This window comes from Klebsiella ornithinolytica (assembly GCF_030505655.1).
GTDB classification, from domain to species: Bacteria; Pseudomonadota; Gammaproteobacteria; order Enterobacterales; family Enterobacteriaceae; genus Klebsiella; species Klebsiella ornithinolytica.
This window is the reverse complement of the sequence record NZ_CP130153.1, coordinates 506,758-529,570: the sequence shown is the minus strand read 5'-3', so window position 1 is coordinate 529,570 and position 22,813 is coordinate 506,758. Positions and strand designations below refer to the sequence as shown.

19 protein-coding genes are annotated in these 22,813 nt (G+C 56.2%); 7 read left to right on the top strand and 12 right to left on the bottom strand.

Annotation, left to right across the window (positions count from 1 at the left end):
- The first annotated feature begins 74 nt into the window (after positions 1-74).
- The 3 genes from zapG (at position 75) to degS (ending at position 3,160) form a co-directional block, all read left to right on the top strand.
- Positions 75-473 carry a Z-ring associated protein ZapG gene (gene zapG, locus Q1L34_RS02510; RefSeq protein ID WP_004868227.1) on the top strand — a complete coding sequence of 133 codons (399 nt, stop codon included), beginning with the start codon at positions 75-77 and terminating at the stop codon, positions 471-473.
- 173 nt (positions 474-646) lie between these two features.
- Positions 647-2,014 (top strand): serine endoprotease DegQ, encoded by a 1,368-nt coding sequence (gene degQ / locus Q1L34_RS02505; RefSeq protein WP_004868228.1) that lies wholly within the window; start codon positions 647-649, stop codon positions 2,012-2,014.
- An 87-nt stretch (positions 2,015-2,101) separates the two neighbouring features.
- Positions 2,102-3,160, top strand: coding sequence for an outer membrane-stress sensor serine endopeptidase DegS (gene degS, locus Q1L34_RS02500; RefSeq protein WP_004868231.1), 1,059 nt, complete (start codon positions 2,102-2,104; stop codon positions 3,158-3,160).
- Between the two features lie 45 nt (positions 3,161-3,205).
- Here the strand turns inward: degS and Q1L34_RS02495 are convergent, their stop codons facing one another.
- The 6 genes from Q1L34_RS02495 to mdh form a co-directional block, all read right to left on the bottom strand.
- On the bottom strand, positions 3,206-4,228 hold the full coding sequence (locus Q1L34_RS02495; RefSeq protein WP_015585645.1) for an alcohol dehydrogenase catalytic domain-containing protein: 1,023 nt from the start codon (positions 4,226-4,228) through the stop codon (positions 3,206-3,208).
- 9 nt (positions 4,229-4,237) lie between these two features.
- Positions 4,238-5,686: a sugar porter family MFS transporter gene (locus Q1L34_RS02490; RefSeq protein ID WP_100663120.1), complete on the bottom strand. Its 1,449-nt coding sequence runs from the start codon at positions 5,684-5,686 to the stop codon at positions 4,238-4,240.
- A 170-nt stretch (positions 5,687-5,856) separates the two neighbouring features.
- Positions 5,857-7,257, bottom strand: a complete 1,401-nt coding sequence (locus Q1L34_RS02485) for an L-arabinose isomerase (protein ID WP_015585644.1) — start codon at positions 7,255-7,257, stop codon at positions 5,857-5,859.
- Between the two features lie 18 nt (positions 7,258-7,275).
- Entirely contained in the window at positions 7,276-8,709 is a 1,434-nt protein-coding gene (locus Q1L34_RS02480; protein WP_069476397.1) for an L-fucose/L-arabinose isomerase family protein, read from the bottom strand.
- Positions 8,706-9,605: a helix-turn-helix domain-containing protein gene (locus Q1L34_RS02475; RefSeq protein ID WP_069476396.1), complete on the bottom strand. Its 900-nt coding sequence runs from the start codon at positions 9,603-9,605 to the stop codon at positions 8,706-8,708. The genes Q1L34_RS02480 and Q1L34_RS02475 overlap by 4 nt, the downstream gene beginning before the upstream one ends.
- Positions 9,606-9,852: 247 nt before the next feature.
- Entirely contained in the window at positions 9,853-10,791 is a 939-nt protein-coding gene (gene mdh / locus Q1L34_RS02470) for a malate dehydrogenase (RefSeq protein ID WP_004868243.1), read from the bottom strand.
- Positions 10,792-11,206: 415 nt separating this feature from the next.
- On the opposite strand from mdh, the gene argR reads away from it, so the two are divergent.
- The 3 genes from argR (at position 11,207) to yhcN-B (ending at position 12,663) form a co-directional block, all read left to right on the top strand.
- Complete coding sequence (argR, locus tag Q1L34_RS02465; RefSeq protein ID WP_004868245.1) at positions 11,207-11,677, top strand: transcriptional regulator ArgR; 471 nt, start codon at positions 11,207-11,209, stop codon at positions 11,675-11,677.
- A 353-nt stretch (positions 11,678-12,030) separates the two neighbouring features.
- Positions 12,031-12,294 carry a peroxide/acid stress response protein YhcN gene (gene yhcN, locus Q1L34_RS02460; RefSeq protein WP_004868247.1) on the top strand — a complete coding sequence of 88 codons (264 nt, stop codon included), beginning with the start codon at positions 12,031-12,033 and terminating at the stop codon, positions 12,292-12,294.
- Between the two features lie 102 nt (positions 12,295-12,396).
- The gene (gene yhcN-B, locus Q1L34_RS02455) at positions 12,397-12,663 is read left to right on the top strand and encodes a DUF1471 family stress response protein YhcN-B (RefSeq protein ID WP_004868249.1); all 267 of its coding nucleotides are present in this window, start codon (positions 12,397-12,399) and stop codon (positions 12,661-12,663) included.
- A 49-nt stretch (positions 12,664-12,712) separates the two neighbouring features.
- On the opposite strand, the gene Q1L34_RS02450 is transcribed toward yhcN-B, so the two are convergent.
- From Q1L34_RS02450 to aaeX, 4 genes are all read right to left on the bottom strand, one after another.
- On the bottom strand, positions 12,713-12,988 hold the full coding sequence (locus Q1L34_RS02450; protein ID WP_004868252.1) for a barstar family protein: 276 nt from the start codon (positions 12,986-12,988) through the stop codon (positions 12,713-12,715).
- 161 nt (positions 12,989-13,149) lie between these two features.
- Entirely contained in the window at positions 13,150-15,117 is a 1,968-nt protein-coding gene (gene aaeB, locus Q1L34_RS02445; protein WP_327204346.1) for a p-hydroxybenzoic acid efflux pump subunit AaeB, read from the bottom strand.
- 5 nt (positions 15,118-15,122) lie between these two features.
- The gene (aaeA, locus tag Q1L34_RS02440) at positions 15,123-16,055 is read right to left on the bottom strand and encodes a p-hydroxybenzoic acid efflux pump subunit AaeA (RefSeq protein WP_004868258.1); all 933 of its coding nucleotides are present in this window, start codon (positions 16,053-16,055) and stop codon (positions 15,123-15,125) included.
- A 7-nt stretch (positions 16,056-16,062) separates the two neighbouring features.
- Positions 16,063-16,266, bottom strand: coding sequence for a p-hydroxybenzoic acid efflux pump operon protein AaeX (gene aaeX, locus Q1L34_RS02435; protein ID WP_004868260.1), 204 nt, complete (start codon positions 16,264-16,266; stop codon positions 16,063-16,065).
- A gap of 131 nt (positions 16,267-16,397) precedes the next feature.
- On the opposite strand from aaeX, the gene aaeR reads away from it, so the two are divergent.
- Complete coding sequence (aaeR, locus tag Q1L34_RS02430) at positions 16,398-17,327, top strand: HTH-type transcriptional activator AaeR (protein ID WP_004868263.1); 930 nt, start codon at positions 16,398-16,400, stop codon at positions 17,325-17,327.
- A 74-nt stretch (positions 17,328-17,401) separates the two neighbouring features.
- Here aaeR and tldD read toward each other — a convergent pair whose 3' ends face one another.
- Both tldD and yhdP read right to left on the bottom strand, forming a co-directional pair.
- Complete coding sequence (tldD, locus tag Q1L34_RS02425; protein ID WP_032690544.1) at positions 17,402-18,847, bottom strand: metalloprotease TldD; 1,446 nt, start codon at positions 18,845-18,847, stop codon at positions 17,402-17,404.
- An 88-nt stretch (positions 18,848-18,935) separates the two neighbouring features.
- Positions 18,936-22,736, bottom strand: coding sequence for an AsmA2 domain-containing protein YhdP (gene yhdP / locus Q1L34_RS02420; protein WP_004868270.1), 3,801 nt, complete (start codon positions 22,734-22,736; stop codon positions 18,936-18,938).
- Positions 22,737-22,813 lie beyond the last annotated feature (77 nt).

Sequence of the window (22,813 nt, the reverse complement as noted above, 5' to 3'; positions counted from 1 at the left end):
ATAGTGGCACTATCGGGCGCAGGCGGAGAGCCTTACAGCCACCCTACGGAACCACAAAACAACGGGAGATGTACATGACCTGGGAATATGCGCTAATTGGGCTAGTTGTCGGTATCATCATCGGTGCCGTCGCCATGCGTTTTGGCAACCGCAAATTACGTCAACAGCAGGCGCTGCAGTTCGAACTGGAAAAGAATAAAACAGAGCTTGAAGAGTATCGTGAAGAGCTGGTCAGTCATTTTGCCCGCAGCGCTGAACTGCTGGATAACATGGCCGATGATTACCGCCAGCTGTATCAGCACATGGCTAAAAGCTCCAGCAGTCTGCTGCCGGATACCATGGCGGATGCAAACCCGTTCCGCAATCGCCTGGCAGAATCAGAAGCCGGTAACGATCAGGCACCGGTCCAGATGCCGCGCGATTATTCTGAAGGCGCATCCGGCCTGCTGCGCGGTGGCGCAAAACGCGACTGATTTATCCCTGCCAGCAAAAATATTATCCGGGCGCACTCTCTGCGCCCGCCTCAACCCCACATCCCAGCTATTATTTAATCATTGACCGCATTGTTAGCCGGTTGAAAATTCAATAACATCAGGCCATTCGGGACGTTTTTCCATACACCTCAGGTTACGAGAGCCAGCATCTAATGAAGAAACAGACTTTGCTGTTGAGTGCGTTAGCGTTAAGCATCGGGTTATCGTTGTCGGTTTTACCTACGGCGACGGCATCGTTACCCACGCAGGTACCCGGCCAGGGAGCTTTGCCAAGCCTTGCGCCGATGCTGGAAAAAGTGCTGCCCGCGGTCGTGAGCGTACAGGTTGAAGGGACCGCCGCCCCGGCGCAAAACATGCCGGAAGAGTTGAAAAAGTTCTTTGGCGACAATGCGCCGCAGGAGCAGGCTCAGCCTTTTGAAGGTCTGGGCTCCGGGGTCATCATCGATGCCGCCAAAGGCTATGTCTTAACCAATAATCACGTGATCAGCCAGGCACAGAAAATCAGCGTTCAGCTTAACGATGGCCGCGAATTTGATGCGAAGCTGGTCGGCAGCGACGATCAGAGCGATATCGCCCTGCTGCAATTACAAAACCCCAGCCATCTGACGCAAATCGCGATCGCCGATTCCGATAAACTTCGCGTTGGCGATTTCGCCGTGGCCGTCGGTAATCCGTTTGGCCTCGGGCAGACCGCCACATCCGGTATTATTTCCGCACTCGGTCGCAGCGGTCTCAACCTTGAAGGGCTGGAGAACTTTATCCAGACCGATGCCTCTATCAACCGGGGTAACTCCGGCGGCGCGCTGCTGAACCTGAACGGCGAGCTGATTGGTATCAACACCGCGATTCTGGCGCCAGGCGGCGGCAGCGTCGGCATAGGCTTTGCCATTCCGAGTAATATGGCGAAAACCCTCGCTCAACAGCTGATCCAGTTTGGTGAAATCAAACGCGGCCTGCTGGGAATTAAAGGCATGGAAATGAGCGCGGATATTGCTAAAGCGATGAATATCGACGCTCAGCGCGGGGCCTTCGTCAGCGAAGTCTTACCAAATTCAGGTTCAGCGAAAGCCGGGATTAAGTCCGGCGACGTGATTGTCAGCATGAACGGTAAACCGCTGAGCAGCTTTGCCGAGCTGCGTTCGCGAATTGCCACGACCGAGCCGGGCACCAAAGTGAAGCTGGGCCTGCTGCGCGACGGGAAACCGCTGGATGTCGAAGTCACTCTGGATAAGAGCACCTCGTCTACCGCCAGCGCCGATCTCATCATCCCTGCGCTTCAGGGGGCATCGCTGAGCGACGGTCAGTTGAAAGACGGCACCAAAGGCGTCGCCGTCGACAACGTCGATAAAGGAAGCCCGGCGGCGCAGGTTGGCCTGCATAAGGACGATATTATTATCGGCCTTAACCGCGAGCGCGTGCGCTCTATTGCCGAACTACGTAAAGTGCTGGAGAGCAAGCCGGCTGTCATCGCCCTGAACGTCATTCGCGGTAACGAAAGCATCTATCTGCTGCTGCGATAACACGCCTTTCCGGACATCGCCCGCAGTACGATGTCCGGATAACTCGTGCTATGCTGCGCATGTCCATCCATCAACGATACCGGTATCATGCCTGGAAAGTTTTTACGTTCTGTACTCATTGGTTTGATCGTCGGAGGCCTGCTGCTGGCCGTAATGCCTTCGCTGCGTCAATGGCAACTGTCGACGACGACCCAGTACGATAGCGCGGACGAGTCGCCCGCCAGCTATAATTCTGCCGTTCGCCGCGCTGCCCCTGCGGTGGTCAACGTCTATAACCGCGCGCTGAACGGTACCAGCCATAATCAGCTGACTCTGGGCTCCGGCGTTATCATGGACCAGCGTGGCTACATTCTGACCAACAAACACGTCATCAATGACGCGGATCAGATTATTGTCGCCCTGCAGGATGGTCGCGTTTTTGAAGCGTTGTTGGTTGGTTCTGATACCCTGACTGACCTGGCGGTATTAAAAATTAACGCCAATGCCGGCCTGCCGGTCATTCCTATCAACCCGAAACGGGTGCCGCATATCGGCGATGTTGTCCTCGCGATTGGTAACCCTTACAACCTCGGTCAGACGATTACGCAAGGGATTATCAGCGCTACCGGTCGTATCGGCCTGAACCCGACCGGACGGCAAAATTTCCTGCAAACCGACGCCTCAATCAACCACGGCAACTCCGGCGGTGCGCTGGTGAACTCGCTGGGCGAACTGATGGGCATCAACACGCTGTCATTTGATAAAAGCAACGATGGCGAAACGCCGGAAGGGATCGGCTTTGCGATTCCCTTCCAGCTGGCAACCAAGATTATGGATAAGCTGATCCGCGATGGCCGCGTGATCCGCGGTTATATCGGTATCAGCGGCCGCGAGATCGCGCCGCTGCATGCTCAGGGCGGCGGCATCGATCAGCTGCAGGGGATTGTGGTTAATGACGTTGCTCCGGATGGTCCGGCGGCCCAGGCCGGTATCCGCGCCAACGACGTGATCATTTCGGTGAATGACAAACCGGCGGTTTCTGCTCTCGAAACCATGGACCAGGTCGCGGAAATCCGCCCAGGCTCAGAAATTCCGGTGGTTATCATGCGCGATGACAAAAAAATCACGCTGCATATCGCCGTTCAGGAATATCCGGCAACCAACTAAAGCCCGAGACCGGGCTTTAGCTTTTGACAGTGACGTTAACGTCAATCAGGCGTTAACGTCGATCATCGTCTTAATTTCATTCGTCATCGGGAGCGTCCATGCTTCCTGGGCGCGCGCCAGCGGCAAACGTCGGCTGATCAAAATATCGGCGTTCAGCCTCTGCTCCTCCAGCGCCGCGATAACCGCAGGCCAGGTGAACTTATAGCGCATCACCCCGTGAATGGTGACTTCGCGTTCTATCACCGCTGACATGGGAAAGCCGCCCACCTGTTCACCCACGCCGATCATGATTGCCCGCCCGCCGGAAAGTACGCTCAGACAGGCGTCGTGGCGCACGGACTGTACGCCCGTGCATTCAAGCAGCACGTCATACTGCCGGTCGTTATCGGCCAGAGTGCTCAGCGTTTCAGCCCCCAGCTCATGGGCAATTTTGCGCCGCCCCTCCTGAGGCTCAACCAGCACCACTTCCGTGGCGCCCAGCGTTTTAGCGACCTGAACGGCGAATAACCCCACCGGGCCGCCGCCGGTGATTAACACGCGGGACCCCAGACCAATCTGCCCTTTTTGCGCCCCTGCCAGCGCGACTGAAATCGTTTCAACCATCGCCGCCGCGCCGTCGCTAATGGCGTCGCTGATAGCGTGCGCGTTGCCTGACGGGACGCACAGATACTGCTGCATGGCGCCATAGGTACCCGGTACGCCGAAAAACTTCTGCGTCGGACAGATATTATAATTGCCCTGCACACAGTGCCGGCAGCGGCCGCAGGGTACCAGCGGATCCACCGATACGCGCTGCCCGACGCGGTGCGGCGAAATTCCCTGCCCCACCGCCACAATCGCACCGCCAAACTCGTGTCCCATAATCATCGGCGCGGTAATCATTTCGCTGCCGCAGCGGCCGTCGAAGTAAAAATGCTTATCCGAACCGCACACGCCGACCGAGCCGATTTTCAGCAGCACTTCCCCGGCCTGCGGCTGCGGCACGGCGGTAGTCTGTAGCTCAAGGGTTTCTTTCGCCATCAGGAACAGCGCACGCTGGCTGTCCGGAATATCTGTTTCAAATGCCATAACGACCTCTCAGTCTGAGTTGATTTTATTGAGCAAAACGCCCGAAGAAGCGGCATTGCGCGCGTTGAACTGCCCGTTAAGCAGGCTCTGTTCGATATCCTCCAACGTTCTCCCCCGCGTCTCCGGGGCATAGCGCCACACGAAGACCCAGGCGAGCGCGTTGACCGCGGCCAGCGCGCCGAACACCAGGCCGATGCCAAGCGCATCGGCCGTGAAATAGAGCAGCAGGGTGACGAGGAAGTTGACCACCCACAGCGCAAACGAGCACAAAGCCGTGCCTTTTCCCCGCACGCCAAGGGGGAAGATTTCGGCGCAGTACAGCCAGGTCACAACCGACAGGCTGCCGCCGTTGAAGGCGAAATATCCCAGCAGGCAGGCCAGCACGATAATTTTATGGCCGTCACTCAGCAGCTCCTGCGCGTGGGCGGACCATGGCAACAGCATCGACATCACCGCCAGCACCACCACCGCGCCGGGCAGGCCAATCAGCATCAGGCGCCGCCGCCCGAGCACGTCCAGCAGCCAAATGCCTAACAGGGTGAATACCGTGAGCACCACACCGATCCCGACGGAGCCGAGGATCGCCACCGACTTGCCAAACTGCGCCATCACCAGCAAGGAAGGGGCGTAATAGATGATGGCGCTGATGCCGGTAGCCTGAGAGAAAATAGCGATGCCCAGACCGGCGACCAGCGCGGGCCGCACCCAGGGCTGGAACAGCTCTCTCCAGCTCGACTGCTGGTCCTGATGCAGCCGCCCTATCTCCTTGACTTCCTGAGCGGCTTCGTGCCCGGTGCGCCCTACGCGGACGAGGATTTCCTCCGCCCGTTTAGCCTGCTGCTTGCCCACCAGCCAGCGCGGGCTTTCCGGCAGATACAGCATCATCACGATAAAAATCACCGCCGGGATAACCGCCAGCCCGAGCATCCACTCCCAGGCGCCGGACGGCCCAAGCAGATAGCCTACGGCGTAGGCCAGCAGCGTGCCGACGCAGATCATCATCTGGAACAGCACGCCCTGAGCGCCGCGCCGATGGGCAGGCGCCAGCTCGGCGATATACATCGGAACAATTTGCGAGGAGCCTCCGACGCCCAGGCCAAGCAGGAAACGCATGACAATCAGCATATTGAGGGAGGTCGCTAAAGCGCAGCCGAGAGCGAATAAAGCAAACAGTATTGAGATGACGATGACGGTTCTGCGCCGCCCCAGACGATCCGAGAGCGGGCCGGTCAGCAGCGCGCCAAATATCGCGCCGAGAAGCGTGGCGGAGGTGACCACCGACTGCATAAAGGCGTTGTCCGCGATGGCGAAATCCTCGCGCAGAAAGAGCAAGGCGCTGGCAATAATGCCCGTGTCGTAGCCATACAGCAGGCCGCCGATGCTTGCCCCGATGGCGACCAGAAAGCTGTAGCGTCTGCCGTGGGCGACGGCCGTGGGACAGGTCGATAACGTGTTCATATTAACCTCACAAGAGAATAGTCAGGCTCCCCGGGCCAAATTTCGGCCAAGGGAGGCCAGGCGATAGCGGGTATCACAAAAAAGTAAGGATTAAATGGGAGAAAGCGGGCTTCCCACAGGTCGTACGGCGCGCGACAGCAATTGGATCAGGACGATCGTGCGCCTGAAGATCACACCTCGTGGACAGGGATCTTCAACAGCTGCCCAAGTTTATGAAACGCCTGGGCGTGGTATCCCCGTCCCATCGCGCAGTGATGGGTCGGGCCGCAGGCGGACCAGTCATCCACAAAAGCGCGCAGCCCTTTGCGGAAGCGGAACAGGGCGTTCGTATCCCCAAGCTGCAGCGTTTTGCCTTCCACAAGCTCGCCCTCGGCCAGCACCAGCATGTACTGACCGTCGGCCCCCTGAGTAACGGAAGCCAGGGTTACCGGCCCGGTGGCCGGGGTAAACTGGGTCAGAAAACCGCTGCCCGGCTTGCCGTGGAAGACGGCGCTCATTTTGAGCAGGGATTTTTCATCGGCGATGTCCGGATCGCCCGCCCCGCTGTGCCCGACGATGCAAAGATCCTGATTGAAATCCATCGAATACAGCTCGGTCAGCGTTGCGCTGCCGGCCAGGGATTTCATCAGCGTCAGCGCGATCGCCGTTTTGACGTCGGCCTCAACCGGGCAGGCGATCCCTTGCCGGGTCAGCATGGAGAAGACCGGATTCGATGCGGAGATAATCTGGTGCATATAGCCGCTGGGCTGCACCTCGAAGTGGTTCGACAGCGCAATCAGCCGGTGCTCATCCACCAGCCTGCGGGTGGCCAGATAGACCTCAATCATTGAGGTCAGATGCTGCTCATCCAGATCCTCCGGCAGGCGGAAAACCTCTTTCACCTCCCGACCCGCCCGCTCGATGTCGTCCTGGTTAAAGCCGTGGGCAATATTGGCCGCGATATCCTCCCAGTTCAGATGCTTCACGTAGCTGCCGAAGGTGCGGAAAATCTGCGTCTCATCGACGTTGAGATCCATCATCCCCGGATACGGACGGCCAAGAATGCCGATGTTCCCCGACTTCAGGCGACGGCAGGCGTTGGCCGCGTCGCACCACTGGCTAATCTTCTCATCAAGGATCGTATCTCCTTCAAGGTAGCCGGAAACCACCGCAAAAGGATGCTCGAAACGGCGCAGCACGGCGGTCATTTCGGGCAGCCCGGCGCAGGTACAACCTTTGCCCAGCCAGTCGTCGATAGTCAAGGTTCTATCCAGATCCAACGCGGGAACCGACTGCACGTTCAGCAGCACCAGCGTCACGTTGCCCAGCGCGCGCACTACCGGCAGCAGGGCCTCGGACGAGGCGTAGGTTGTCAGGTGGCAGAAAATAATATCCACATCTTCCGCCTGAAAGCGCAGCCCCGCCTCCCGCGCTCTTGCCGGATTGTCCACCATGCCTGCGGCAACGACGTCGCGCGGCGAGAATTTCTCCAGCAGCCGCTGATGATGCTCCATCAGCCGCTCTTTCATGCCCGAAAACTGCGGCCAGTACGCTTCAAGACCGATGGCGAAAATACCAATTTTTGCACTCATAAAGGTTCTCCTTTGCGGTTATACAATGCGGGTAGCCGTCACGCCGAGCAGACTGGCGAGCTTTTCAAGCGTCGTACCGTGGTGCCCGATACCGATGGCGCAGTGATGAGCCGCCCCGCCGCGCGACCAGCTTTCGGTGAAGGCCCGGGCGCCGCAGGCGAAGCGGTAGCGGCTGTTGGTGTTGCCGATATCCAGTATTTCTCCCGCCAGCGATTCTCCTTCGGCGTACTGCAAAATCACCCGGTTGTTGACGTCCTCCACCACCGACAGGAAGGTGACCGGCCCGTTGCGTACACTCATCTGGATCGAGATCCCTTTGCCGGGCTTACCGTGATAAACCGGCAAAGGCACCAGGCGCACTTCACCTTCGGCCATCGCCGGATGAGCCGGGCCGTCATGCCCCCACAGCACGACATCATCATCGAAATCAATGCCGTAAGGTTCGGCAAACGAGCCTCCGGCCCCGAGTAAAGAGAGAATTTTCATCGCGATAACGTTTTTAACTTCGTACTCCCCGGCAACCGGAATATCCCGCCCGGTAAGCAGCGTGTTGCCCAGAATCAGCGAGGTGACGATATTTTCATGGGCGCTGCCCGGCGTGCCTTCGTAGTAGTACGCCAGCGCGTGCAGTTTGTTTTCCCGTACCAGGTCGTCGAGAGCGACGGCGGTATGCGTTGCCCGCAGCAACTCCCGCTCATCGCAGCTGTCATCGATGACCAGCTTTTCCCTTATTTCCCGCCGTTTCTCTTCTATTTGCCTGTCGGAAACCTGCTCGCGCCAGCTCAGCAGCTCGCACATCTCCAGCGGCTGGAAGCGAACGCCCAGCTTCGCTGAGAGGTTCGTCATGTTGGAATAGACGTCGTACATGCCGTTGTAGTAGTGGCCGAGCACGCCAATCTGCGTCTGCGCCAGCTGCTTTTTCAGCGTCAGCGCCGTCAGCCAGGCGCAGGTTTCCCGCCAGACGTGGGGATCGTTGTGCAATGCTCCGACGATCATTTCCCAGTGGATCCCGGCGCGATTAAAGACGTTCGCCAGTTCCGGCGCGCTGCACGCCTGGCAATGCGCCAGCCACTCGCCGGTGCGCGCCCCGCGATCGGGCAGATCGCGAATCACGCTGTACGGCAACGTCCGCTCCGGCTGGAGGGCCAGGATCAGCACCGGCACGCTAAACTGCTGCACCAGCGGCAGCACGGTGGAGCTCAGGGCATAGGTGCTGATGGCTATCACAATAACGTCCGGGGAAAACTGCCTGAGACGCAGGGCCAGCGCATCGCTTTTCTCCAGCGAATCCACCAGCCCACCGTTCAGCACCGTGAGCGATGGCGCAGAGAGCTGCTCTTCAATCTCCTGCAGGTAGCCCAGCAGGCGCTGTTCGAGGCCGCTGAACTGCGGCCAGTAGGTATTGAGCCCGATACCAAATAGCGCGGTATTAAGCGTGGCGGGTATATTCATAGGTTGTCTCCTGATGAGGATAAATCGTCTGAGAAAGGAAAATGTCCACGTCCCAGACCCCGCGCCTGAAGCGCTCGTCGACAATGGCTGGGAGACTGGTTAAAGCTTTTCTGAAAGATGACCGAGAAATAGTTGCTGTCGCTAAAACCGCTTACCTCCGCCACTTCTGCAATGGAGAGGTCGCTGGTGCCGAGCAGCGTGATGGCGCGGCACAGGCGGCGCTGCATCTGGTAGCGGCTGATGGTCATACCGGTTATCTGTTTGAAAGCGTCGCGTACCGAACGCGGAGAAAGCTGGTGCTGCGCGCAGAGGGATTCCAGCTCAAATCTCTCATTCAGCCGCGAGCCGAGGCTGGCGATGACCAGATCGATATCCTGACGGGCGTGAGAGGCCAGCTTGTCCGGCGCGTAGCGGTGGCGCATCAGCAGAAGCACCAGTTCGAGAAATATCGACTCGCTCAGGCGTAAAGAAACAGGGTCCCGCCTGCCGCACTCGCTGGCCAGGCGCTCGACGTGCTGGCGGATCACTGCCAGCGACTCCCGGGTTAATCGCCAGCTACGGCTTTGCTGGTGGGTTTCCGTGCCGGGCAGCAGATTGTGCCAGTCGGTGCCCAGGCGCAGGCGGTCGCGGCAAAACAGGATGTTGCCCAGCTCGAGGTTATCGACCGACTGGTAGTAATGGCTATCCTGCTGGGTCACATACAGCACGTCACCGTAGGTAATGCGGTACGGCAGTCCGTTCCAGATGTGTAATCCGTTGCCGCGCCAGACAATAACGATTTCGTCAAAATCATGGCGATGCAGAGGAAAGATATCCTGCGGGCAGCGGTGCTCCACCGCCACCGGATGGGCGGCACTAGTGAAGTAATCACTGCGCTTGAGCATTAAGGAGGTCATGTTTTTCCCGGTGATGGCGGCAAGGTGGAATCAATATAAGCCAGCCAAAAGCCGGGCCGCCTTAAGAGCCGGGTGGAAATTCGGGCGGGGCGTGACCAAAAAATCAAGAATCAGGAAGGGATTGCCGAAGTTGCAGAGGCGATCACATTTTGATAACAATCAACAGCGGGGCGAAACGGCGGAGGCTTTAAAAACAGCGAGCGGGCAAGGCTGCCCGCTCGTTTATATCATTGGCAAATCAGAACAATTACTTGTTAACAAAATCTTCGCCCAGGGCGATATCTTTCTTCAGCGTATCGAGCATGCCTTCCAGCGCCTGTTGCTCAAATGCGCTTAGCTTACCGAACGACTGACGCTCTTCGATGCCGTTTTTGCCCAGCAGTAACGGTTGCGAGAAGAAACGCGCGTACTGGCCATCACCTTCAACATAAGCGCATTCGACCACGCCTTTCTCGCCCTGCATCGCACGCACTAAGGAAAGACCAAAGCGGGCGGCCGCCTGCCCCATAGAAAGCGTGGCAGAACCGCCACCGGCTTTCGCTTCAACAACTTCGGTGCCGGCGTTCTGGATGCGTTTTGTCAGATCGGCAACTTCTTGCTCGCTGAAGCTCACGCCAGCAATCTGTGACAATAGCGGCAGGATGGTCACGCCGGAGTGGCCGCCAATAACCGGCACTTCAACGTCGGATGCGGATTTACCTTTCAGCTCAGCCACAAAGGTATTTGAACGGATGATGTCCAGCGTGGTCACGCCAAACAGTTTGTTCTTATCGTAAACGCCGGCTTTTTTCAGCACCTCTGCCGCGATGGCCACCGTGGTGTTCACCGGGTTAGTAATGATACCGATGCAGGCCTGCGGGCAGGTTTTCGCTATCTGCTGTACCAGGTTCTTCACGATACCAGCGTTAACGTTAAATAAATCGGAGCGATCCATGCCTGGTTTACGGGCTACGCCGGCGGAAATCAGCACCACATCAGCCCCAACAAGCGCCGGAGTTGCGTCTTCACCGGAGAAACCTTTGATTTTTACATCGGTAGGAATATGGCTAAGATCAACCGCCACGCCCGGCGTGACCGGAGCAATGTCGTACAACGAGAGTTCTGAACCTGAAGGCAGTTGGGTCTTAAGTAGTAGGGCAAGCGCCTGGCCGATTCCACCAGCGGCGCCGAGGACTGCAACTTTCATCCTAAACTCCTTATTATGGTTAATATAGTCTTTCGTTACTCCGTCGCCTGGACCTTAATTCACAAGATGAACAATTACAATAAGTATGGTTGAAGAATGCGTTCTGGTGCGCAGCGATGCATCCGCTTCGCATTTTCATCCCTGAGACTGACCATCCAGCAAAACGTAGTACCGGATCGACTATTGGTTACAATACACCCAGCTCACTCGGCAAAACAACATCATTCTCATAACATTTAGTTTACTTTTACAGCGATTTACGCGCTGTGATGAAGGCATGTTCCTTAGCAGGGTTATTTGCTAAAATATGCCCCCTTCATAACATTATTTACTTTATCCCCCTGCGGATTATTTGCATAAAAATTCATTACTATGCATAATGATGTTGTTTTTACCACCATAATTTGGGTGACTTATGCGAAGTTCGGCAAAACAAGAAGAACTGGTTAAAGCGTTTAAACTGCTGCTTAAAGAAGAAAAGTTCAGCTCTCAAGGTGAAATCGTCCAGGCGCTGCAGGAAGAAGGTTTCGATAATATCAACCAATCGAAAGTCTCCCGCATGTTGACAAAATTTGGCGCGGTTCGTACCCGTAACGCCAAAATGGAGATGGTCTATTGCCTGCCTGCCGAACTTGGCGTTCCTACGACCTCCAGCCCGCTGAAAAACCTCGTGTTGGATATCGACTATAACGATGCGGTCGTGGTTATCCATACCAGCCCGGGCGCTGCGCAGCTGATTGCTCGCCTGCTGGACTCTCTCGGGAAGGCGGAAGGGATTCTCGGCAGCATTGCCGGCGATGACACTATCTTTACGACCCCGGCCAGAGGCTTCACCGTCAAAGATCTGTACGACGCCATTCTCGTCCTGTTTGAACAGGAACTCTGAGAGCCTCCCCTCTGGTTACCACCAGAGGGTCTTTTCAAAAATATTGCATTTCTTTAACATTTAGTGTGGTTTTCGGCCTCTATACATACTTTTACCGAATGAACGGGCCAGAAGCGCACAAAATATCAAAATACCCTATCTATATGATTTTAATCGCTATATCAGACTTCTATGGCGAGTAAATGACATTTCTAATTCTTATACGTTATAAAAACGACAATTCTTTGTAATTATTTACTCATACAACCATTAGCGTGGTATTAATATTTTTGGTGATTAGTGTATACTTGATTTTGTGATGAGGGTCACGAAACGAAGAGCCCTCAATAATAAGATTCGACGAGGTGAACATCATGAAAATCAAAACAACTGTAGCTGCACTAAGCATCCTGTCTGTTCTGTCCTTTGGCGCTTTCGCCGCTGACTCTATCAACAGCGATCAGGCGCAAGGCCGTCAGTCAATCGGTACCATTTCCGTCGGCGCGGTGAGTTCTTCCCCGATGGATATGCATGAGATGCTGAACAAAAAAGCTCAGGAAGAAGGTGCGTCTTCTTATCGCATCATCGAAGCCCGTACCGGTGACCACTGGCACGCTACGGCAGAGCTTTATAAATAAGACGTAATGATTGTCGGTTACGAACTAAATACGAATAATTCACAGCGGCCCAGGCCCATATAAAGCCTCCCGCCGCTGCAACAAATGGTTGGAGTAAAGATTATGAAACGTTCAATGATCATCGCATCCCTGGGCCTGGCTTCCGTTCTCTCCTTCGGCGCTAGCGCCGCCGTACATCAGGTCAACGCGGAACAAGCTCAAAACCTGCAGTCGATGGGCACCATCTCTGTTTCTCAGGTAGGCAGCGCCCCGATGGATATGCGCCATGAACTGGCGGCTAAAGCCGAAAAAGAAGGCGCAAGCAGCTACCGTATTATTGAAGCCCGTACCGGCGATAGCTGGCACGCTACAGCTGAGTTGTACAAATAAACCCTCGTCGTCTTATCCGACGACTTGCCCCCGCTTGTCGGGGGCTTTTTTATGCCTGCCTGGCGTTAAACCGTAGCTCCCCTTCCAGCTCTTCTTCCGCTTCATCAAACAGCAATATCAAGGCGCCAAAGCGCCGACGCTGCTTATCGCTTAAGTGAATAAACTCAATCTCCAGCGGCAGCGGCAGCAGACCGCTGGTGACGGCTTCCCACAATGAGTCCAGATTGTTCACCTGCTCGCGGTTGAGCGAGAAGCTCCGCGAAAATTCACGATAGAAATCCTGCTGATCGGCTATATCATCAAAATCAAATGTATAGATAGTCATCGCCCACACCCTGTCAACATCGCGCTATTGCCACCTGCCAATACTGCCTATGCCTCCACGCGCCGGGTTTTCTCTCCCTGCTTCCCTGAACGAAACGCGAATATCCCCGACGATTAAGTATAGTGATAAAAAAACCGACGCTTCAGCGTCGGTTCAGGTAGTTAGCTATTGGTCAATACATGCTGGTACTTACGCAACATATCCACCAGCCGTCGGACCGGTTCCGTCACCTGCGGTGACGCCTCCCAGACCTGCAGTTTTTCCTGATAAACGTCCAGCTCTTCTAACAAACGAGCAAAATAGCGACGTCGTTTATCATCGCTGCCTGCGGAAATCACATGGTCCGCAGTGCGGCGCAGCTGGCGGTGAAATGCCGACAGATCGTCGTTCACCGGCACAGGCGCATCCCGCAGACGCTGATGGGCAATAATCAGGGTCAGCGCCAGGCGGAAACGGGCGATATCGCCGGGGAACTTATTCAGCAAGAGGAACAGCTGCTGATAAAGCGCCGGCAAATGGTTCTCTTTACGGCGAGAGGTATTGGTCGTCAGGGATGACACCGCGGCCGAAACAAACTGATTCAGCAGCACACGTCCGGTACGCGCTTGTGAATTATCCCGTACCAGCAGAATCACCATCAGCGCCAGAAAACAGCCGACGATCTGGCCCAGCGCGCTATCAAGAAACTGGCTGAACTGAAACTGCATAGGGTTATCCAGTACCAGAATGTTGATGGTACTCGCCAGCGCCCCCAGCGATCCCAGCCGCCGTTTTTGTACCTCAATACCAATAAAGAACGCCATCGCCGCCAGGCTGATACACAGCAGCAGCATACTCTGCTGCGTGGCGGGCATAATCACCAGGAAGAACAGCGCCCCCAGCGGTAAGGCCGCCAGCGTACCGTAGAGAAAATCTATTGCCACCATTCGTGGGTTGGGCAGGCGCATGGCGAGCGACGTCACCACCGCAATCATCACCATCGCCCCGCTACCGGACGTCCAGCCGGTCCACAGCCAGAACAGCGTCCCAAGAATGCAGGAAATGGAGGTGCGCCAGAAGTTGACCATCGCATGATGACGCTCGGCGGACCCTGCCTTTATCACCACCTCACCCTGCAGCACTTCATCTTCAACCCGGCTGATCCTGGTATTGCCGACCACGCCGCGCTTCAACAGCAGATAGCGTGTCGCGGCGCCAACCCAGCTGTAAATAGTGACCGGCGTATTGTGCTCCCCCTTCCAGGTCAGAAAACGGCGCATTCTTTTCAGCTGTCGATGGACGTCCTGTACGGTTTCAACCGGCTCGGCAAACAGCTCGCGGTAATCACTGGTCACGATTTCCGGGCGCGAATTCTGGATCAGGTACGTTTCGCAGGCCTGAGTAATCAGCGTTAAAGAAAGAGTATTAATGGCCTTCAGGCGCTGATTGACCCTGGCCCAGCGCGAGGACTCCATAATCAGGTTGCTGCGCATTCCTTCCAGCGCACTGGTCCGACGCACCAGCGAACCCCATGCTTTATCAACCACTTCGCTGTCGCCATGCGCCACACAAAGTTGCATCAGGCGGTACTGTTCGATCAGCAGGTTATCCAGCTCAAGATCGATCTCTTTCTTAATCGAGCGCGGGGAAAATAACAGGTCCGCCATAATGGCGCTGACAATCCCCACCACAATCTCGCTGCAACGCTCAACGGCAAACTGCGGTGCCAGCATCGGATCGGTATGAATGGTGATAATAATGATCAGCGCGGTATAGCCTGCCAGCCCCCAGGCATAGGAGTTTTCGACGCGAACCAGCGAGGAGATCCAGGTGCAGAAACCCGCCCACAGACAGCACACCAGCATCATCAGCAGCGGCGCGCGAATCATCAGAATGATTATCGCCAGCGCGGCAATACAGCCGATAAACGTCCCGACAATACGCAGCATCCCGCGATAGCGGATCGCGCCAGAATAAGGTTCTCCGCCGGCGGCAAACGCGGGACCCGCGGTGACAATGGCCGCCGTGAGTACCGCCCAGCGCGGCGTTTCCAGTTGAAAATGGAAGCCGACAAAGAGTGCCAGCACCACCGCACACGCTAATTTAATCGCGAAGCGCAGGTGCCGGGGAGAAATGGTGAAGATCCCCATGGCGATTAACCAAACTCACGCAGGCGCATCGCCAGTTTCTGGAAGAAGTTCACCTGGGTTGTATCGCGGTCTTCTTTACCGGTAATCACCACCGTCGCGGTTGTCCCCGCTGGCCACAGATTGCCCTGCTGCTTGTCGAGTCGAATGCGGACCGGCACGCGCTGCGCCAGACGAACCCATTCAAGGTTAGAATCCACGGAAGCCATCCCTTTGGCGTCGCTGCTGCTGCTGGCGTTGGTCACCCCGGCGGCGATACTATCCACCGTACCTTTAATCGAGCGGCTGCTTCCCAGCGGGGTAATTTCCGCACGGTATCCCTGACGTACCCCTTCCAGTTTGGTCTCTTCAAGGTAGGCCACCACGTAAAAGGTGTTTTGCTTAACCAGCGCCACGGCTGTCGAGCCACGGGTAATAAATTCACCGTTGTAAACGTTGAGGTTGGTCACCCAACCATCGGCCGGCGCGCGGACAACCGTGCGTTCAAGATCGAGCTTTGCCAGATCCCGGCTGGCCACGGCTTTCGCCAGCTGATGCTCTACCGTTTGTAAGACGTTATTGGCCTGGTCTATCTCTTCACGAGACATCGCCTGTACGCCCAGCCTGTTACGGCGGCCGGCTTCAACACGTTTTTCCTGCGCCAGAGTCTGGTAATAGGAAACGTCGGCCTGAGCTTCTTCGAGGGCTTTCTGATAACGCGGCTGGTCAATCACAAACAAAACCTGGTCTTTCTTAACCAGCTGGTTATCCTTGATATTTACCTGGGAAATCAGCCCGGATACATCGGGTGCGATAGCCACGATGTCGGCGCTGAATCGCGCGTCGCGCGTCCAGGGAGACGCGGTGTAATAGACCCAGGCGCGAAAAATCGCGACAAATGCCAGGATAACCAGTATCACAGTGATTGCGGTACGGAAGATATTTCTTGTTAGTGTTTTCACATCGACCTCAAACGAACAAACGCGATATCAGATAAAAAAGGCAGCAATATAACGCGGTATTAAACAGTGCAGGGTGCCAGACAAAATCATAGATGCCGGTGGGAACCAGCAGCCGGTGTACCAGCCAGAAAATGGCCAGCGATATTAGCAGCTCAAAGAAGATCGGCGGAAACGATAAGCCGAAAATCACGATGACAGGAAACAGACTCATGATGACCTTGATAAGAAGCGTACAGGTGATATGCGTGAAGCGTTTATTATGTAGCTAACAATATAGTAACGTAACAATTGCAGCATGATCTATATTATGTGATCTAAATCACTTTTAAGTCAGAGTGAACAATGGAACGATTAAAACGCATGTCCGTTTTTGCCAAAGTGGTTGAACTTGGTTCATTTACCGCCACGGCACACCAGCTCCAGATGAGCGTTTCATCCATCAGCCAGACTGTCTCCAGACTGGAAGATGAACTCCAGGTGAAGCTGCTCAACCGCAGCACCCGCAGCCTTGGCTTAACAGAAGCCGGCAAGATCTATTACCAGGGCTGCCGACGAATGCTGTTCGAAGCGCAGGACGTCCATGAGCAACTGTACGCGTTTAACAATACGCCCATCGGTACGCTGCGCGTCGGCTGCTCTTCAACTATGGCACAGAATGTCCTGGCCCACATTACCGCTGGAATGCTGAAAGAGTACCCGGGTTTATCCGTCAACCTGGTTACCGGAATTCCGGCGCCGGACCTGATTGCTGACGGGCTCGATGTGGTGATCCGTGTCGGGGCATTGCAGGATTCCAGTCTCTTCTCCCGCCGGCTTGGCTCGATGCCGATGGTGCTCTGCGCAGCGAAAAGCTACCTGCAGCAGGCGGGGATCCCGGAAAAACCGGCCGATCTCGCCAGCCATTCGTGGCTTGAGTACAGCGTGCGCCCTGATAATGAATTTGAAATTATCGCCCCGGAAGGGATCTCAACCAAACTGATTCCGCAGGGCCGCTTTGTCACCAACGACCCCATGACGCTGGTACGCTGGTTGACCGCAGGCGTCGGCGTGGCTTACGTTCCGCTGATGTGGGCGATCGAAGAGATCAACCGCGGAGAGCTGGAGATCCTGCTGCCAAGCTACCAGTCCGATCCTCGTCCGGTGTATGCGGTGTATACCGAGAAAGACAAGCTACCGCTGAAGGTTCAGGTCTGTATTAATTCACTGACGGAGTATTTCGTCGAGGTGGCAAAAATTTACCAGGGGATGCACGGCCGGGGAATTGCTCGCTAGCGACACGACACACACAGCAACGATGGCCGGTGCAAGGTGCGCCTCCGCAAGATGCGGAAGCGCATTCAGAATACTCAGGCGGTTCCGCCAACGGTAAGATTATCGACTTTCAGCGTCGGTTGACCCACGCCTACCGGCACGCTCTGGCCCTCTTTACCGCACACGCCGACACCGCTATCCAGCTTCAGATCGTTACCGACCATGGAAATCTGCTGCATCGCTTCAATCCCGGAACCAATCAGGGTCGCCCCCTTCACTGCTTTCGTGACCTTCCCTTTTTCGATCAGGTAGGCTTCTGAAGTGGAGAACACAAACTTACCTGAGGTGATATCGACCTGACCGCCGCCAAAGTTCGGGGCATAGATACCGTAATCAACCGATTCAATAATTTCCTGCGGCGTCGATTTACCTGCCAGCATGTAGGTGTTGGTCATCCGCGGCATGGGCAGATGGGCGTATGACTCGCGGCGGCCGTTACCGGTCGGCGCAACGCCCATCAAACGCGCGTTGAGTTTGTCCTGCATATAGCCTTTCAGGATACCGTTCTCAATCAGCACGTTGTATTGGCCCGGCGTCCCTTCGTCATCAACGGCCAACGAGCCGCGGCGATTGGCAATGGTACCATCATCCACCACGGTGCACAGTTCGGAAGCCACCAGTTCACCCATATGGCCGCTGAACACCGAAGTACCGCGACGATTGAAATCGCCTTCCAGACCGTGTCCTACCGCTTCATGCAGCAACACGCCAGGCCAGCCGGCACCCAGCACCACCGGCAGCATGCCCGCCGGGGCGGCAACGGCAGATAAATTCACCAGCGCCATCCGCACCGCTTCTTTCGCCCAGGCATCGGCACGAACTTCACCGTCTTCGGCAGCCAGGAAATAGTCATAGCCAAAACGACCGCCGCCGCCGCTGGAGCCGCGTTCACGTTTACCGTCGTCTTCCACCAGTACGCTGACCGACAGACGCACCAGCGGACGAACGTCCGCCGCTAAGGTCCCATCGGTCGCCGCGACCAGAATCAATTCATATACGCCGCTCAGGCTGGCGGACACTTCCTGCACGCGTTTATCAGCGGCGCGAGCCGCTTTATCGACGCGGCGCAGGATATCCAGTTTCTCTTCGCGGCTCATACTTTGCAGCGGATCGATACTGGTATACAGCGCGCTGTATTCTACCGCCCCCAGGGTACGCACTTTGCCGTCGCCGCTGTCGCGCACGATGGTACGCGCCGCCTGCGCGCTCTGTTCCAGCGCCAGCCGGCTGATTTGATCGGCATAAGCAAAACCCGTTTTCTCACCGCTGACCGCACGAACGCCGACGCCCTGGTCAATGTTATACGAACCATCTTTAATGATGCTGTCTTCCAGAACCCAGGATTCGTGATAGCTCGACTGAAAATAGAGATCGCCGTAATCCAGACGGCGCTCGGCCAACTGGCCAAGAATGGCAAAAAGATCCTGATGATTCAGGCCATTTGCTGACAGTAATTGTTCACTTACCAGGTTCAGACTCATCGTTATGCTACTCGTTTGTTGCCGCCGGTCAGGCGGAAATAAAAAACGCTATCCATTGAGAGTGCGGTAATTCCCCGCAATCGTCAAATCATTGCTTTTTGTCGCTGCGCGCCTGGCGCAGAACTTCATTGATCTGCGGCTGATCGATAGGGCCAGTGATGCGATAGCGCAGGATAGATACTTTGTTCCACAGCGGCCCCAGCACTTTACTGGCGGCAAATACCGCGGCGCCGACTATCGGGTTAATCACAAACGCTGTCGCAACACCGACGGTGGCCGAAATTTCCGGGGCCACGACGGCCTGCATATCCAGTCGGCGGCGTACCAGATCGACCGAGCCTTTCATAGCGATATCCGCCTCGAGGCCATCCACCAGCGTATCATCCGTATTCAGCACACCATCTTTAATCCATGCCGTGCTGTTGATCGAATCAAAATAGAAGCCTTCGCTGAAGGTATCGCTAAAGTCGAAACGCAGCTTCCGCAACAGCGCATCGACGCTCAGCAGACGCAACAGCTGCCCGGCATGACCGGTGCTGATGTCGGTAAATTCGCCTTTCCCGAGATGGCTTTTCAGCACCCCATTGAGCGATGCCACATCCGGCTGCCACGGCGGTGCGCGCCAGTGCAAATCGTAATCGACATCGAACGACGACCCTTTCACCGGCGTTGAAATACCGAAGAAGCTGGCAAAGGCATCCGTTTTATTCCCATGGAGTTTGCCTTTCAGCGACGTCCGCACGCCGCCCGGGGCGTTGACCCATACGCCGTCGGAAGTCAGACGGCCAAAACCGGTATCCACCAGCCCGTTAGCCAGCGTCAGGGTATCGCCTTTAATTGAGAAATCACCGTCGATGCGCCCGTATTTTTGCCCCCATAGCCAGCACTCTGCGCAGCGCAGCTGAAGATCCGGCCAGCCGCGAAAATCAAGGCGCTTACTGGCAAGCGGGCTCGCCCCGTCGGACGTCTCACCGCTCTTCTGAGCGGCGGCCGGGTTGTAATACAGGTAGCGAATAGCGGCCTGCCAGGGAGCATTTTGCCGCATTGTCAAAGAGGCGTTAATTTCGCGCCCCTGGGCTTCAACCTTCGAGCCACCGGCTTCCGGTTGGCTCACCAGGCTCACGTTGTTCCAGCTTTGGCCAGCAAATGTCAGCGACGGCGTACGCAACGTTATACGTTCCGGGAAGAGAACATTGCTGCTGACCTCATTGACTGCGCCGCCCTGGAAAAGCGCCAGCCACTCCGCGCCATCCATCGGCGGCATATTCAGCTCAACGCCGGCCTGATCCGGCAGTGGAGAAATGGCTTTGCTATCAGAGGTTAAAATCGCCCGATCCAGCGTCAGCTTACGGCTCAGCAACCAGCGGCTGTTGAAATGATTTTTCGCACCAATCGCGCCGGTCAGCTCGAAGCTGTTTAACCCGCCAGCAACATTAATTTTCACCGGCAGCGGCTCACCCGCTTTTTTATCGACCGGAGAAGGTAAGTCACTGCTTACGTTTTTCAGATCGCCGTTGATATCAACCTTATAGCTCGCATTCCCATGGTACGGCAGCTCAATGGCCACCTTACCGTCCCACGGCACGCTACCGCTCACGGCATCATTGACTGCTTTTGGCAGCAGACCGGTATGCGACGGCTGCCAGCTGGCGTTCATTCCAACGTTGACCAGGAAGGCCTTAGCTCCCTCGGTGGTGGAAAAATCGAGATTCAGCGGCTGATTAAACCAGCTGGCTTTCAGGGTCTCGCTTTTCAGATCGCCATTTGTAAAGCTGAACTTACCGGTCAGATCCTTCAGCGTCGTATCAATCGGTTTGATAAACAGGCTGTTATTCACCAGATTGACATCGCCTTTGGCGGTGGTCAGCTCGCCATCCAGCGGAATATCAAGATGTAAGCGAGCGCTCACATTCCCATCCAGCTGGAGCTCATCCAGTGCCGAACCCAGCGTCTCTTTCAGCGGCGTCTCTTTAAAATAGGGGCCGACATCTTTCCCCGGACCGTTGATATCGGCATCAATAAGCAGTTTTTCCCGCGAATAATCAGGGATAACCGCATCAAGGTTGCTGGCGGTGACGTTACCCAGCATGACCTTATCAGCCTTCATCCACAAACCGTTATTGATAAAGTCGAGGTTGATATCCAGCCCGGTTAATGCCGGCCAGTCCGGTTGAAAGGCAAAAGTGGCGTTGGTTAATGGCACAGAAACCTGGAACTGGCCTTCGTTATGCAGATAGGGGAACAGGTGCGGATTACCGCCGTAAACCAGGGTCGCGTTGGTTGACTGCCCGCCTTTTATCGCGCCGCTGAGATAATCCACCAGCTCTTTGCCCATCAGGTTTTCCGGGAAATAGCGCCATGCCTGACCGCCGTCATTGGTGCTGATCCCCGCCAGAATTCCCAGCCACGGCTCATCATCCTGCGGCTGTAAATAGCGGAATCCTCCCCGCGCACGTACACCGGTCGCCTGCACGTCAATGTTGCGTCCGTCGAGCATAAATCCTTTGTCATTCTTCACCCAGCTAAGGGTGGCATCGCCTTTGGCGATTTCCAGCGGGGCGCGGAAGACCGTGGCATAAGGCATTTTAGCCTCGCTCATACTGGCGTGCAGCGAGCCGTTTTCCACGCTTCCGGCAACGCTACCGGAGAAATGCTCGGCCCCTGGCAGCAGCTTCCACTGCTTCCAGGAGAGGTCGCTCCAGCTTGCCTGAAAACGGGACTTCTCCGCCGCCTGCAGCGGGATATCCAGCGCCAGCAGATCGATTTTGCCGGCAGGTTGCGTGGTGCGCCAGACCTCGCCCAGCTCAGGAGCCAGCTTATCGGCGATCGGTTGCAGCCCGGTCAGGCCAGTGAGATCGAGATTACTGGCGCGGACACGCAGCTCATCGCTGCGCGCGTGGTTATCGCCGCCAACATCCTGGGCCGGGATCCACGCCATCGCCAGCGCTCCGCGCGGCCAGGCTTTGCCATCGATCGAGATACGGGTATCCGGGATGTCGAAGCCCCAGCCCTGCTTCTCGCGGAAGATATGGGCCGTCAGATTATCCACCGTCAATCGATGAGGCTGACCGTCCCCCTGCCAGCTGGCACCGCCCTTCTTCAACCAGACGTCGCCGCTGGCGATATCGCCTTTGTCGATGGTCATCCAGCCTTCGAGGCTAAAGCGCGCATTTTGCAATGCAATATTGTCCTGCATCCAGCGCCCCAGCCACGGCTTCACGTCAATATCGTCCGCCTGCAGCCATACGCGCCCTTTATTCAGCAGGCCATTTTCATCACGCAGATCCATGCGTACCTGCATCACCCCATGCTGGCCGTTCAGACTGGAGAGACTCAGTTGCCCTTCTGCACGATGGCGGTTATTGGTGTTCAGCCAGGTGAGCTGCGGAACAGCTAATTCCGCGCGTTGCCCGGAAATGGTCACGAAACTCAAATGGCTATCGCGGAGAATAAAGTGGTCGAACTGGCGCAGGAAAAGATCGCCGATATGGTCGGTTTTCAGGCTATCGCCGCCATCATTGGTCTGGATGGGCGAATTGGTATGGATTTTCAACTGCCAGAAGGTGAGGTCGCGGAACTGCCAGCGCATGTGCAGCAGACTTTGCCAGACATCCAGCGCCAGAGTGACCCGTTTAACAGAGAGCTGACCGCCGTCTTTCAGACCCGCGGAGACATCGCGCACGTCAAGCGTCGGACCAAAATTTTCCCAGCGGGCCGTGAGCTGTGAAGCATTGACCGGCGAGCCTGAAATCGCAGAGATTTTCTCCAGCAGCTGCGGGCGCCATGCGTCCAGCTGCGGTAGAACGAGACGCAGGCCGCTCACCAGCAGTGCGACGACAACTGTCAATGTTGCCGCGGTGAGCAATAATATCCCGGGCAGTCGCCTCACGCCTCTCTCCTTGTCAGACTTTTACACGTCATCTGTCTCTTTGCCTCCGCGTCGGCGGCGTTGACTTCCGGGATAAG

Coding starts and splice junctions, on each gene's coding strand:
- aaeB (WP_327204346.1), bottom strand. CDS start 15,117: ATGGGGATCTTCACCATTTCTCCCCGGCACCTGCGCTTCGCGATTAAA.
- Q1L34_RS02480 (WP_069476397.1), bottom strand. CDS start 8,709: ATGAATATACCCGCCACGCTTAATACCGCGCTATTTGGTATCGGGCTC.
- Q1L34_RS02490 (WP_100663120.1), bottom strand. CDS start 5,686: ATGAACACGTTATCGACCTGTCCCACGGCCGTCGCCCACGGCAGACGC.
- Q1L34_RS02485 (WP_015585644.1), bottom strand. CDS start 7,257: ATGAGTGCAAAAATTGGTATTTTCGCCATCGGTCTTGAAGCGTACTGG.
- aaeX (WP_004868260.1), bottom strand. CDS start 16,266: ATGAGTCTGTTTCCTGTCATCGTGATTTTCGGCTTATCGTTTCCGCCG.
- degS (WP_004868231.1), top strand. CDS start 2,102: ATGCCTGGAAAGTTTTTACGTTCTGTACTCATTGGTTTGATCGTCGGA.
- aaeR (WP_004868263.1), top strand. CDS start 16,398: ATGGAACGATTAAAACGCATGTCCGTTTTTGCCAAAGTGGTTGAACTT.
- yhcN-B (WP_004868249.1), top strand. CDS start 12,397: ATGAAACGTTCAATGATCATCGCATCCCTGGGCCTGGCTTCCGTTCTC.
- tldD (WP_032690544.1), bottom strand. CDS start 18,847: ATGAGTCTGAACCTGGTAAGTGAACAATTACTGTCAGCAAATGGCCTG.
- Q1L34_RS02495 (WP_015585645.1), bottom strand. CDS start 4,228: ATGGCATTTGAAACAGATATTCCGGACAGCCAGCGTGCGCTGTTCCTG.
- mdh (WP_004868243.1), bottom strand. CDS start 10,791: ATGAAAGTTGCAGTCCTCGGCGCCGCTGGTGGAATCGGCCAGGCGCTT.
- yhcN (WP_004868247.1), top strand. CDS start 12,031: ATGAAAATCAAAACAACTGTAGCTGCACTAAGCATCCTGTCTGTTCTG.
- degQ (WP_004868228.1), top strand. CDS start 647: ATGAAGAAACAGACTTTGCTGTTGAGTGCGTTAGCGTTAAGCATCGGG.
- zapG (WP_004868227.1), top strand. CDS start 75: ATGACCTGGGAATATGCGCTAATTGGGCTAGTTGTCGGTATCATCATC.
- Q1L34_RS02475 (WP_069476396.1), bottom strand. CDS start 9,605: ATGACCTCCTTAATGCTCAAGCGCAGTGATTACTTCACTAGTGCCGCC.
- Q1L34_RS02450 (WP_004868252.1), bottom strand. CDS start 12,988: ATGACTATCTATACATTTGATTTTGATGATATAGCCGATCAGCAGGAT.
- argR (WP_004868245.1), top strand. CDS start 11,207: ATGCGAAGTTCGGCAAAACAAGAAGAACTGGTTAAAGCGTTTAAACTG.